Genomic DNA, 12,432 nt, shown 5'->3' on the forward strand with positions numbered 1-12,432 from the left:
GCTCACTCCCCGGTCCCGTGACGGCCGGCGGCTCCGGCCCGCGGCCATCCTCCCACCGCGGCCGGCCCCGGCGGCGCGTCCCGACCACTGCGTGGCCGCCTGCGCCGGCTCAGCCGCGGTGGAGCAGGTCGACGGCGGCACGGGCGGACACGAGCAGCGCCTCGTGCCGCTCGCCGACCTCGGTGACGTGCCCGAGCTTGCGGCCGGGGCGCACCTCCTTGCCGTAGAGGTGCACCTTCGCGCGCGGGTGCCCGGCCAGCACCGCCGGGTACGCGGCGGCCGGGTCGGGCCGCTCGGCGCCGAGCAGGTTGACCATGACCGCGGCGGGGGCGAGCGCCGACGGATCGCCCAGCGGAAGGTCGAGGACCGCCCGCAGGTGCTGCTCGAACTGGCTGGTCACGGCGCCGTCGATCGTCCAGTGCCCCGAGTTGTGGGGGCGCATGGCGAGCTCGTTGACGAGCAGCCGCTCGCCGCCGCCCTCGACCGGTGCCACGAACAGCTCGACGGCGAGGACCCCGGTCACGCCGAGGCCGGTCGCGACGCGCTCGGCGATGGCACGGCCCTGCTCCGCAAGCTCCGCGGGCAGCCCGGGGGCTGGGGCGAGGACCTCGGCGCACACCCCACCGCGCTGCCGCGTCTCGACCACCGGCCAGCTGCGCACGTCACCGGGCCCACCGGACCCGCCGGGCGCGTCGCCACCCGGCCGGCGCGCGGTCAGCGCCGCGAGCTCGCGGACGAACGGCACCTTCTCCTCGACGAGGAGCCGCCTGCCGGGCGCGAGGTCGTCGAGCCAGTCCGCGACGTCGTCGGGGGTGGCGACGACCCGCACGCCCTTGCCGTCGTAGCCCCCGCGGGCGGTCTTGACGACGACCGGCCCGCCGGCCTCGGCGATCGCGGCGGCGACCCCGGCGGCGTCGGCGGCGGTCGTCCACCAGGGCCACGGGACGCCGAGCTCACCGAGCCGCTCGCGCATGGCGATCTTGTCCTGCGCGTGCAGCAGGGCGGCGGGACCGGGCCGCACCGGCACGCCCGAGGCAGCGACCGCGTCCAGCACCTCGGCGGGCACGTGCTCGTGCTCGAACGTGAGGACGTCCGCACCCTCGACGAGGCGCCGCACGGCCTGAAGGTCGTCGGCCCGGCCGACGACCGAGTCCGGTACCACCTGCGCGGTCGGCGCGTCGGCCGACTCGACGAGGACCCGTAGGTGCACGTCGAGGGCGAGCGCCGCCGGTGCCATCATGCGGGCGAGCTGCCCACCGCCGATCACGGCCACGGTCCGTCTGGTCACGAGGATCCACCCTAGACGGTGCGAACTCCCCCACCCCGACCCCACCGGCGCGGCCCACCCGACCTAGGGTTGTCCGGTGCGACGCCTCATCGACCTGCTCCTGCGCGGCCAGACCTGGCGCCAGTGGTGGATCGAGCTGATCCGGTTCTGCACCGTGGGCCTGTCGGCGTTCGTCGTCGACATCGGCCTGTTCAACCTGCTGCGCTTCGGCCCCGGCGAGCTCCTCGGCGACCGGCCGCTGACCGCGAAGGTCGTCTCGGTGTCCGTGTCGATCGTCGTGGCGTGGATCGGCAACCGCCTGTGGACGTTCCGGGAGAAGCGCCGCGCGGCCGCCCACCGCGAGGCCCTGATGTTCGTGCTGGTCAACATCGGCGGGATGCTCGTGGCCGTGGGCTGCCTGGCGTTCTCCCACTACGTGCTGGGGCTGACCTCGCCGCTCGCGGACAACATCTCCGCCAACGGGGTCGGTCTCGTCCTCGGCACCGCGTTCCGTTACGTCTGCTACCGGTACGTCGTCTTCACCGAGGACCACACGGCCGACGGCCCTCCCGACACCACCACCCCCGACGACGAGGCGGTCGCCTCAGCGGCCGGCCCGCTCCCGCCCCTGCACGCGCACGACCCCCGCGGCGAGCAGCACCTGCGCGGCGACGTAGGTGGCCATCACCCACATGCCGTGGCCCGGAAGGTCTAGTCCGGCGAACGTGCGCAGGGCGAGCAGCGAGTCGGAGACGATGTACACGAGGGCGCCGACGGCGGCGGCCGTCCCGAGGGCCGGGGCCAGCAGCGCCGTCCCGATGATCGCCGCCGCGTAGGCCACGACGGCCGGCAGGAGGCTGCCGGCGCCCTGCGCGCAGAGGATGACGAGCACGACCCCGTACCCGAGGAACGGCAGCACGAGCGCGGGCGAGCTCCACACGGGTGTGCTCCGGCGCCGCGGCCACAGCGCGATGAGCCAGCACACGTGGGCCAGGAGGAACAGGACGAGCATCGCCTCGAAGCCCCCGACGTCCAGGAACCGGGGCACGAGGTCGCCGCCCCAGGACAGGGCGAGGGCGGCGAGCGCCCAGGAGGTCGTGCGCGACCGGGGCGCCGGGGTCAGGGCGAGGACGGCGAGCAGCAGGGGCGGAAGGATGAGCGGCTGGGTGACCTCCCGCAGGATCGCCGGGCCGGTCAGCTGGGCGACCAGGTGGACGAGCGTGACGACGACCAGGACCACCGTGGCGACCATCGCCGTGGTGACCGCCGCGGGCGACGGGCCGCGACGTCGTCCCGTCGGCGCGGGGACGGTCACCGCCTCCCTCGCCGGCGCCCGACCGAGACGAGCGCGCCCTGCGGGAGCACGGCCTCCGGCGTGAGCTCGCGCGGGACGGCGTGCACGAACACCCGGAAGATCGGCGGGCGGCGCTGCGTGAGCTCGAGCCGTCCGCCGTCCGCCGCGACGAGCTCGCGCGCGAGCGCCAGCCCGAGGCCCGTGCCGGCACCGCCGGAGACGTGCTTGGTGAAGATCTCGGGGGCCAGCTCGTCGGTGACCCCCTCACCCTGGTCCGCAACGTCGATGAACACTCCCTTGGCGCCCGAGGCCGAGCGGGTGGTGATCGTCGTCGTCCCGGCCCCGTACTTCAGCGAGTTCTCGATGAGCGTGGCGAGCACCTGGGACAGGGAGCCGGGCGTGACGAGGACCGGCATGTCGACGTCGTCGGAGAAGGTGAGCTCGCGGCCGGCGGCCACGAACGTCTGGTGCCACTCCTCGTCCTGCTGGGCGAAGATCTCGTCGAGGTTGACGACCTCGGTCGAGCCGCCGCCTGCCGAGCGCGACGTCCTCAGGAGGTCGTCGACGACCCCGGTGAGCCGTTCGACCTGCTCGAGCGACCGGCGCGCCTCCTCGCGGACCTCCTCCTGCTCGGCGGTCATCTCGATCTCCTCGAGGCGCATGGACAGGGCGGTCAGCGGCGTGCGCAGCTGGTGGGAGGCGTCCGCGGCGAACTGGCGCTCGGCGGCGAGTCGGCCCGCCATCCGGTCCGAGGTTCGCACGAGCTCGGCGGAGACGAGGTCGATCTCCTCGATGCCGGAGACCTGGATGCGCGGACGCACCTGGCCCGAACCGATCTGCTCGGCGGAGGCGGCCAGGTAGATGAGCGGCGCGGACAGGCGGCGGGCGAGCCGGGAGCCGATCGCGACGGCGATGCCCAGCGCCATCATCGACGTGACCGCGATGATGCCGACGACCTGCAGGACCCGGAACCACACGTGGGCGATGGCGATCTCCATGATCACCTCGGCGCCGGACGGGGTCCGGCTCACCGACCGCATGACGTCACCCTCGATGTCCGGCCCCGCACGATAGATCTCACCGTCGGGGCTGCGCACGACGATGTTCGCCTCGATGTTGCTGTCCCCGCCCACCCAGGCGATGAGCATGTCGTTGTCGAGCCCCTCGTCCGTGGCGATCCGGCGCTCGACCGACCGGGACAGCGAGGAGTTGCGCAGGTCGAGGGTCGCGCGCTGGTCGCCCCAGATCATCGCCCCCCCGAAGACCGCCAGCGGCGCGCCGACGACCACGACGGCCACCGTCACCGCCACGACGATCATGCGGATCGCGCGGCGGCGCACATCACCCTCCGGATGTCTCGAACCGGAAGCCGATGGCGCGCACCGTGGTGATGTACCGCGGCTGGTCGGCCGAGTCGCCGAGCTTGCGGCGCAACCAGGAGACGTGCATGTCGAGGGTCTTGGTGGAACCCGTGGGGTCGGTCCCCCAGACCTCCTGCATGATCGCCTCGCGCGTGACGACGGACCCGGCGTCGCGCACCAGCACGCGCAGGAGCTCGAACTCCTTGGCGGTCAGGTGCATCTCGCGGGTCCCGCGGAAGGCGCGGTGGGCGGCGACGTCGACCCGGACGTCCTGCGCGACCAGCTCGTCCTCCTCGGTGATGTCCCCGCCGGCACGGCGCAGGAGTGCCCGCACGCGGGCGAGGAGCTCGGCGAGGCGGAAGGGCTTGGTGACGTAGTCGTCGGCCCCCGCGTCGAGCCCGACGACGAGGTCGACCTCGTCGGCCCGGGCGGTGAGCACGAGGATCGGCACGGTCAGCCCGCGCGAGCGGATGGCACGTGCGACGTCGAGTCCGTCCATGTCCGGCAGCCCGAGGTCGAGGACGACGAGGTCGGCGCCCTGCCCCACGTCCTCCAGGGCCGCCCCACCGGTGGTGTGGGAGCGGACCTCGTAGCCCTCCCGGCCGAGGGCGCGGGCGAGCGGTTCGGCGATCGCAGGGTCGTCCTCGACGAGCAGCACGTCAGTCACATCGACATCGTAGGCGTAATCGTCAACGTTTGGTCAAGTCGACGGGTCACGGGCCTTCCGCGAGGTCGCGGCGACGGCGCCGAGGAGCCCGGGAAACCGGTCAGGGAGCGGCGCGGACGAGCTCGACGGGCGAGACCTGGCCGATCCCCTCCAGCCCGGCGGCCGGCAGCGGCACCATCCGGAACGTGCCGACGCGGTCCCGCGCGGAGAGCTCGTCGGCGGTGGCGGAGTCCATGAGGACGGAGCCCGCGGGGGCGACGTCGACGAGGCGCGAGGCGAGGTTGACGCTGGGGCCGAAGATGTCCCCGAACCGGGAGACGACCTCGCCCCACACGAGCGAGGCCCGCACCGGCAGCATCCGCTCCTTGGCGGTGAGCGCGGCGATGAGGTCGACGCACACCTCGGCGGCGAGCACGAGGTCGTCGGCGACGTACAGCACGGCGTCGCCGATCGTCTTGACGATGCGGGCACCGGCGGAGGTGATGACGTCCCGGGACGTGTACTCGAAGGTCTGCACGAGGTCCGCGAGCGCCGCCGAGCCCAGCTCGGTCGACCGGCGCGTGTACGCGACCATGTCGACGAACCCCAGCGCGCGCGTGAGCGGGTAGCGGTCGGCGCCGCCGGGGCCGAGGTCGGCGCTCGGCTCACGGGTGGCGACCTCCGCCTCGGTACGACGCAGGAGCGCGGCCAGCTGGCGTCGCCAGGCATAGGTCAGCTGCTTCTCCAGCACCTCCGTGTGGCCGCCGACACGGTCGAGGAACAGGCGCCGGGCGCTCGTGTCGTCGATGCCGAGCTGCCGCGAGAGGCCCTCGACGAGCGCCTCGGTCTGCCACAGGACGAGGCGGTCGGTCGTGTGGGACTGCGCGCGCAGCAGCGAGATCGCGGTCGACATGTCGATGCGGCCCTCGTCGAGCTGGCTGGCCATCGAGCGCAGGGCCGAGACGTCGGAGTCCGTGAAGACCACGTGGTTCTCCCCCACGTTGGGGAACCCCATGGCGCGCCAGAACGTGTGGGCGAGCTCGAGCGACGTGCCGGCCCGCTCGGCGAGCTCGCGGATCGTGTAGACGGCGTCGGAGCCGACGAGCGCGCGGACCCGCTCGTCGACGGTCCCGGCGTCGACGCCCGCGACGGCGGTCGCGACGTCGGCATCCGGTTCGGGAGGCACGTCGGGGACGGTGTCCGCGCCCTGCCCGGGGCGCGCGCGGCACCCACCGTCGACAGGGCCGACGGCAGGTCGACCCTCCGGCGTGTGCTGCATCACAGAGCGATGGTAGTGGGTGAGGGCGGTCCGTGGGTGGGACTCTCGTCCCGGGTGGCGCTCCGGCCCCGCGGGCCGCCGCTCGCCGGGGCGGGTGCGGGACGGGAGCGGGGCATCAGCCGGACAGGCGGGTCTCGTCGTCGAGGACGGTCCCGTCCCCGGCCGTGCCGTCCCCCGCGGGCACCGCCGGTTCGGTCTGGACGAACCTCAGGTGCGTGACGTCGCCCGTGACGAGCACGTGCTCCACGCCCGAGCGGTCGATCACGACGAGCGCGCCGGTCGGGTCGAGCCGGCCGGCGGTGCCGACGATCTCGGTGTCGTCGGGCAGGGTCACGCGCACTCGCTTGCCGAGAGTGACCGTCCCCTCGGCGACCTCCTCCGCGAGGGCGGCCGCGTCGGCGTCCCCACCGGCGGCGACGAGCCGGTCCACGAGGCCCGGCAGATGGGCCCCGAGGGCCTCGAGCACCTGGGCGGGCGTGACGTCGATGCCGACGTCGCCCAGGCCGGCCCCCCACGCGACCGGGGCGCTGCCGGGGGCGACGTTGATGCCGATCCCGACGACGATCGCGCGGGTGCGCGGACTGACCTCGACGAGGATGCCGGCCACCTTGCGACTGCGGCCCCAGCCGTCGAGGGGCTCGGTCCCGGCGCCGAGGAGCACGACGTCGTTCGGCCACTTGGTCGCCGCCGGCGCCCCGAGGTCGGTGAGCGCCCGGCGTACGGCGAGCGCGACCACGAGCGGGATCCAGGTGGTCCGTACCGGCGGCAGGTCCACGCGCAGGACCACCGAGGCGGTCAGCGCGTCGCCGGCCCCCGTGCCGGTCAGCCACTCGCGACCGGCCCTCCCGCGCCCGGCGGTCTGGCGCTGGGCGACGAGCACCGACAGGTGCGGCCACTCGTCCGGGTCGGTGTCCGCCAGCGCAAGGGCGTCGGCGTTGGTCGAGCCGGTCGAGGGAAGCTCGACGACGCGGCTGAAGGGGCTCATGGGCGAAGCCAACCACGTGTCGCGCCCCGCGCGCGGCTGCGCCACCACGAGAACTCGCGAGTCGGCGTCCAGATCGCTCCGGGCGGCGTCGAGGCGGTGCGGAGGCACCAGGCTGGAGACGGCTCGGGACGCTGCCCGGACCGCTCCGGACGACGCACCTCGTCGAGGCCTGCCCCGCAAGCATCTAGGCTGCCACGGGTGAGCGACGCCAGACCCGACACCGCCGGCACCCGGGCCAAGATCGACGACCTCGCACGCCGCCGTGCCGAGGAGATCGACACCGTGACGGAGGCCGGCGCGGCCAAGCAGTCAGCCCGCGGCAAGCGCAGCGCGCGCGAGCGCATCGAGGCGCTGCTCGACGTCGGCAGCTTCACGGAGCTCGACGCGTTCACGACCCTGCGGTCCACCGCGTTCGGGCTGGACAAGAAGCGGGTGGCGGGCGACGGCGTGATCACCGGCCACGGCACGATCGACGGCCGGCAGGTCTGCGTCTACAGCCAGGACTTCACCGTCCTCGGCGGCTCCCTCGGTGAGGTGCACGGCCAGAAGATCGCCAAGGTCATGGACCTCGCGCTGCGCACCGGAGTACCGATCATCGGGATCTCCGACGGCGGCGGTGCACGCATCCAGGAGGGCGTCGCGGCGCTCACCCAGTTCGCGGAGATCTTCCGCCGCAACGTCGCGGCCTCCGGCGTCATCCCCCAGATCTCGCTCATCCTCGGCCCGAGCGCCGGCGGCGCCGTGTACTCCCCCGCGCTGACGGACTTCATCGTCATGGCCGAGGGCACGTCGAACATGTTCATCACCGGTCCGGACGTCATCCGCTCGGTCACGGGCGAGGACGTCGGGTTCGAGGAGCTCGGCGGGGCCTCGACGCACTCCACCCGCTCCGGCGTGGCGCACTACGCGGCCAGCGACGAGGACGACGCGATCGACTACGTCCGCGCCCTGCTCTCCTTCCTCCCGAGCAACAACCTCTCCGAGCCGCCGACCTGGCCGCCGGCGGACGGCGAGGACTCCGCGGAGATCGTTGCGATCGACCACGAGCTCGACGACCTCGTGCCCGACTCGGACAACCAGCCCTACGACATGCACACGGTGATCGAGCACGTCGTCGACTACGGCGAGTCGCTCGAGGTCTCCGCGGCGTTCGCGCCCAACATCATCACCGCGTTCGGCCACGTCGAGGGCCGCCCGGTGGGGATCATCGCCAACCAGCCGAGCTCGATGGCCGGCACGCTGGACATCGACGCCGCGGAGAAGGCCGCCCGGTTCCTGCGCACGTGCGACGCGTTCAACGTCCCCATCCTCACGTTCGTCGACGTCCCCGGGTTCCTCCCGGGCACCGACCAGGAGTGGCAGGGCATCATCCGGCGCGGCGCCAAGCTCATCTACGCCTACGCCGAGGCGACGGTCCCGCTCGTCACGGTCATCACGCGCAAGGCCTACGGGGGTGCCTACATCGTCATGGGCTCCAAGCAGCTCGGGGCCGACATCAACCTCGCCTGGCCGACGGCGCAGATCGCGGTCATGGGCGCCGGCGGCGCGGTCAACATCCTCCATCGCTCCGCGCTGCGGAAGGTCGACGAGGAGGGCGGCGACGTCGAGGCGGAGCGGGCGCGCCTGACCGGCGAGTACGAGGACGCGCTCATCAACCCGTGGGAGGCCGCGCAGCGCGGCGACGTCGACGCGGTCATCGCCCCGCACGAGACGCGCTCCCAGGTGGTCCGCGCGCTGCGTGCGCTGCGGACGAAGCGGGCGTCCGGTCCGGCGAAGAAGCACGGGAACATCCCGCTGTGACGAACCTCGGCGACGCGCGGGACTGGACCGGCCCAGAGGGGGACGACGAGCTGGTCGCCGCACACGAGCGTCCCGGCGAGGCGCGCCCTTCGGTGTCCGACGTCGAGGCCCTCGCGGCGCTGCGGGTGCTGTCCGGCACGCCCGACGAGGACGAGCTCGCCGCGCTGCTGGCCGGACTGGCCACCGCGCGGGCGCTGGCGCGGACGGAGGGCGCGCCGGGGAGCGGAGAGGCCGACGGTCCCGAGCGCGGTCCCTCCGGCGCGGGATCGGCGTGGACCGACCACGCCCACCGGCTCGGCGTGCGCAGCGTGGGCGCCGGCGCCTGGCGGTGGTCCGCTCAGCGGTAGCCGGGCGCCGCCGATCCAGGCGCTCCGGTGTGCGGCCCCCACCCGTACTGCCGGGCGAACGCCGCCGTCAGCTGGGCAAGGCTCGGGGCGCGCACGGCCGTGGCGAGCTCGTGCAGGAGCCGCGCGTCGGGCTCAGGCATGGTCCGCGCGACCATCCGCATCCGGAAGGGCCGGGCCGCCTGGGTGCCGGACCGCAGGGTCACGTAGATCATCGTGTCGACCGACGGGAGGCCCTCGGCCGGCGGGCGCGACCGCGGGTCCGGGCGCACACCCCGCCGCCTCCGGTACTCGATGAAGCCGACGTCGGCGACGTCGTCGAACGAGGCGTGCTCGCCGCGCACCGTGACGGTCCGGGCACCGCGGTCGTAGCTGATCCTCCGCACGAGCGGCCGGGCGAGGAGCGCGTAGCTGGCGGCGAAGACGAGCACGCACAGGCCGACAGCGACGAGCGCCATCTCGTGCGAGGCCGCGCGCCTCGCGGCCCCCTCCGCCCGGAAGACGCCGTAGCCGAGCACCGCGAACGGCGCCGCGTACAGCAGGCAGCGCCAGACGAACCCCCACAGCGCGGGCCGCGGGATCGAGACCGCACCGGAGCGGGCGACCGCGCCGGGTCCGTGGGCGGACCACCGGCTCATGGCGTCACCCGGGACCGAGGTTCTGGCACGAGGGCCACGGTAGCTGCGGGCCGGAGCGGACCGACCCGCCCGGCGGGCCCAGGCCTGGTCACCCTGCGGTCGTGCCGTTCCCGTGCGCCTGCGCGTGCCGCTCCCACACGCGGCGCAGGCCGGGGTCGGCCTCGAGCTGCCGTTCCCGGTCGGCCGGGCGGGCGGCGGCGAGCTGCTCGATCATCTGCCGCGCACCCGCCGGGTTGACGAGCGCCGCGTACTCGTACACCGCGGCCGTGGAGTCCGCACCCGTGACGCCGGTCAGGTCACGCGGCCCCTCGGTGAGGACCGTGACGGCGCGGGCGCGCTCGGTCAGCACGGCGGGGTCCACCGTCTCCTCGCCCTGCGCCTTGCCGCCGGAGGCGGCGTCGTCGTGACCCTGGAGCCGCTCGACCTGGATGCCTGCCCCGGCGAGCGCCTCCGCCACCTCGCGGGAGGCGCGCACGCTGCCGCGGATCGCGGTGGCGAGCGTCTCGACCGGGAGCGAGAGGTTGCCGGCGACCCGCGCGAGGCCGTCGGGGTCGGGCCGCCCGGTGAGCGGGCCGACGAGCAGGTAGCGGACCATGCCCTCGGGCCGGGTCGGGTCGGGCACCTCGTGCCAGGTGGGCCGGTCGATGAACCCGCCGGCCACGAGGGCCTCGACGGCGTCGGGCGCGGGCGTGGCGGACGTGCGGTGGATGGCCTCGGCCAGGAGTTGCGCCTGGGGCCGAGGGATCCGGCGGAGCGGCGCGCCCTTGAGGTAGACGGGAGCGACGACGTCGGTCCCGCGCCCGAACGCCATGTGGACACCGGGCTTGCCGAGCATCCCGAAGCTCGACGGCCCGATGTGCAGCTGGTCGATCTCGTTCAGCGGCACGGTGCGCCCCTTGGCGGCGACGGTCCCCGCGCCGAGGTCGACGTCGACCCGGACGTACGGGCGCAGCGTGAGCCAGAAGATCAACGCCGTCAGCGCGAGGCCGATCCCGAACCCGCCGATCGTCCAGGCCACGGACCCGCCGCCGACCGAGAGACCGCCGAACGCCCCGACGAGCGCGACCCCCACCGTGATGAGGACGAGGACGGGCGCGTTGTCCACGATCGCCCCGCGAGTGATCGGCTGCGGCCCCGGGGCCGTCGGTGCTGGTGAGGTCACCGGCATGAGGCTACCGGCGCGGGTCCGGCACGGACGGACGCCCGACGAGGGATCGACGAGCGGTCGGTGAGGCATCGATGAGGGCCCGGTGAGACATGGCACAGCCCCTCGACCGCACGCCAGGTCACGGTTTAGCGTCGGCTCGTAACATTCCGATAACGAGGAGAACCGACCGACGTGTTTGCACCCCCGCGCGGCCGCCACGCCCGGCGCCGCACCCTCGCCCCCCGGGTCGCCACCGCACTCCTGACCGTCGCCGCCGCGAGCGCGACCGTCACGACCGCCCAGGCGGCCGAGGCGCCCTCGGGCGTCCGCACCGTCAGCCCCGTCATCCGCACCGACGCCGGCTGGCAGAACCAGGTCGCCAACGCGATCGCCGCCCAGACCAACGCCTACCGCGCCGCCAACGGCCTGTCCCAGCTCACGCGCACCGGGTCCATCGACTCGGTCGCGCAGTCCTGGTCCAACCACCAGGCGAGCATCGGCTCGATGGTCCACCGCGGCGACTACGGCCGGTCGGCCGTGCCCGCCGGATCGACCGGCACCTCGGAGATCCTGTCCTGGGGCATCTACCCGGACCACCAGGCCGACTACTTCATGAGCCAGTGGCGCAACTCGCCGGTGCACAACAACATCCTGCTCACGGGGTCCTACACGCACTTCGGCGTCGGCGTGGCGGTCTCGGGGGACGGACGCGTGTTCGCCACCCAGAACTTCGCCACCTACCCGGGCGGCGGCCCCGGCGGCTCGACCCCCGCGCCGGCCGAGCCCGCGCCCGCGGAGCCGGCCCCGGAGCCCGAGACCGCGCCCCAGCCCGAGGCACAGCCGCAGGACGAGACCGAGGCGCAGAACGACCAGGTGGCCCCGGACACCGATGCCGCGCGCGAGGCGGACGCCGCCTCCCGCGACGCCGCGCGCACCGAGCCGGAGCCGGCCCCCGAGCCCGAACCCGAGCAGCTGCCCGGCACGCCGCGCTTCCTGCTCTCGGACGAGCTCGCCGGCGACGCCGCGCACAGCTTCCTCTACGGCGTCGAGGGCGACGAGATCTTCGTCGGCGACTGGGACGGCGACGGGTCCGACTCGATCGCCGTGCGCCGCGGGAACGAGATCCACCTGACGAACACCCTCGGCACCGGACCCGCCGAGCAGGTCGTCCGGCTCGGGGAGCCGGGCGACGAGATCGTCCAGGGCGACTTCGACGGCGACGGCACGGACACGTTCGCGGTCCGTGACGGCAACGTCCTGCAGATCATCAACGACCTCGAGAACCCGGGCGAGATCGAGCTCGCCGCCTTCGGTGCCGACGGGGACACGCTCCTCGTGGGCGACTTCGACGGCGACGGCACGGACACGTTCGGCATCCGACGCGGCTCCGACGTCATCTGGACGAACGATCCGACCGGCGCAGGCGTGGACGGCGAGATCTCGCTCGGCCGCGACGGTGACCTCGTCCTCGTGGGCGACTGGGACGGCGACGGCGCGGACAGCCTCGCCCTCCAGCGTGGCGCCGACTTCTTCGTGACGAACGAGATGGCCTCCGACGCCGAGGTGATCGAGACCCGCTACGGGCGCGACGGCGACGTCGCCGCGTTCGGCGACTGGGACGGCGACGGCGCGGACAGCCTCGGGGTCGTCCGCATCGAGCAGACCCGCTGA

Annotated in this window: 12 protein-coding genes; 4 read left to right on the forward strand and 8 right to left on the reverse strand. The window is 74.1% G+C overall.

All coding sequences use genetic code 11. The features are described from left to right. Positions 1 to 109: 109 nt before the first annotated feature. A complete protein-coding gene (locus ACPYO4_RS10935; protein WP_425709270.1) occupies positions 110 to 1,288 on the reverse strand; it encodes a 5-(carboxyamino)imidazole ribonucleotide synthase in 1,179 nt (392 codons plus the stop codon). Positions 1,289 to 1,364: 76 nt separating this feature from the next. Here ACPYO4_RS10935 and ACPYO4_RS10940 point away from each other — a divergent pair, with 76 nt between their 5' ends. Continuing rightward, positions 1,365 to 1,982, forward strand: a complete 618-nt coding sequence (locus tag ACPYO4_RS10940; RefSeq protein ID WP_425709271.1) for a GtrA family protein — start codon at positions 1,365 to 1,367, stop codon at positions 1,980 to 1,982. Here the strand turns inward: ACPYO4_RS10940 and ACPYO4_RS10945 are convergent. The 5 genes from ACPYO4_RS10945 to ACPYO4_RS10965 form a co-directional block, all read right to left on the reverse strand. After that, entirely contained in the window at positions 1,872 to 2,582 is a 711-nt protein-coding gene (locus tag ACPYO4_RS10945; protein WP_425709272.1) for a lysoplasmalogenase family protein, read from the reverse strand. The two genes, ACPYO4_RS10940 and ACPYO4_RS10945, sit on opposite strands and share 111 nt — an antisense overlap. Next, positions 2,579 to 3,901 carry an ATP-binding protein gene (locus tag ACPYO4_RS10950; protein WP_425709273.1) on the reverse strand — a complete coding sequence of 441 codons (1,323 nt, stop codon included), beginning with the start codon at positions 3,899 to 3,901 and terminating at the stop codon, positions 2,579 to 2,581. The genes ACPYO4_RS10945 and ACPYO4_RS10950 overlap by 4 nt, the downstream gene beginning before the upstream one ends. Before the next feature lies 1 nt (position 3,902). Beyond that, a complete protein-coding gene (locus ACPYO4_RS10955) occupies positions 3,903 to 4,589 on the reverse strand; it encodes a response regulator transcription factor (protein ID WP_425709274.1) in 687 nt (228 codons plus the stop codon). Between the two features lie 100 nt (positions 4,590 to 4,689). Beyond that, on the reverse strand, positions 4,690 to 5,754 hold the full coding sequence (locus ACPYO4_RS10960) for an adenylate/guanylate cyclase domain-containing protein (protein ID WP_425709275.1): 1,065 nt from the start codon (positions 5,752 to 5,754) through the stop codon (positions 4,690 to 4,692). Positions 5,755 to 5,962: 208 nt separating this feature from the next. Beyond that, positions 5,963 to 6,832 carry a biotin--[acetyl-CoA-carboxylase] ligase gene (locus ACPYO4_RS10965; protein ID WP_425709276.1) on the reverse strand — a complete coding sequence of 290 codons (870 nt, stop codon included), beginning with the start codon at positions 6,830 to 6,832 and terminating at the stop codon, positions 5,963 to 5,965. 198 nt (positions 6,833 to 7,030) lie between these two features. On the opposite strand from ACPYO4_RS10965, the gene ACPYO4_RS10970 reads away from it, so the two are divergent. Together ACPYO4_RS10970 and ACPYO4_RS10975 are read left to right on the forward strand one after the other, a co-directional pair. Next, complete coding sequence (locus ACPYO4_RS10970; protein WP_425709277.1) at positions 7,031 to 8,632, forward strand: acyl-CoA carboxylase subunit beta; 1,602 nt, start codon at positions 7,031 to 7,033, stop codon at positions 8,630 to 8,632. After that, positions 8,629 to 8,979, forward strand: coding sequence for an acyl-CoA carboxylase epsilon subunit (locus tag ACPYO4_RS10975; RefSeq protein WP_425709278.1), 351 nt, complete (start codon positions 8,629 to 8,631; stop codon positions 8,977 to 8,979). Before ACPYO4_RS10970 ends, ACPYO4_RS10975 begins: the two co-directional genes overlap by 4 nt. Here the strand turns inward: ACPYO4_RS10975 and ACPYO4_RS10980 are convergent. Next, complete coding sequence (locus ACPYO4_RS10980; protein WP_425709279.1) at positions 8,970 to 9,614, reverse strand: hypothetical protein; 645 nt, start codon at positions 9,612 to 9,614, stop codon at positions 8,970 to 8,972. The two genes, ACPYO4_RS10975 and ACPYO4_RS10980, sit on opposite strands and share 10 nt — an antisense overlap. A gap of 88 nt (positions 9,615 to 9,702) precedes the next feature. Next, positions 9,703 to 10,776 (reverse strand): hypothetical protein, encoded by a 1,074-nt coding sequence (locus ACPYO4_RS10985; RefSeq protein WP_425709280.1) that lies wholly within the window; start codon positions 10,774 to 10,776, stop codon positions 9,703 to 9,705. Positions 10,777 to 10,953: 177 nt separating this feature from the next. On the opposite strand from ACPYO4_RS10985, the gene ACPYO4_RS10990 reads away from it, so the two are divergent. After that, a complete protein-coding gene (locus tag ACPYO4_RS10990; RefSeq protein ID WP_425709281.1) occupies positions 10,954 to 12,432 on the forward strand; it encodes a CAP domain-containing protein in 1,479 nt (492 codons plus the stop codon).

Origin of the sequence: Georgenia sp. Z1491, assembly GCF_049856175.1 — a bacterium.
Taxonomy (GTDB): Bacteria; Actinomycetota; Actinomycetes; order Actinomycetales; family Actinomycetaceae; genus JB111.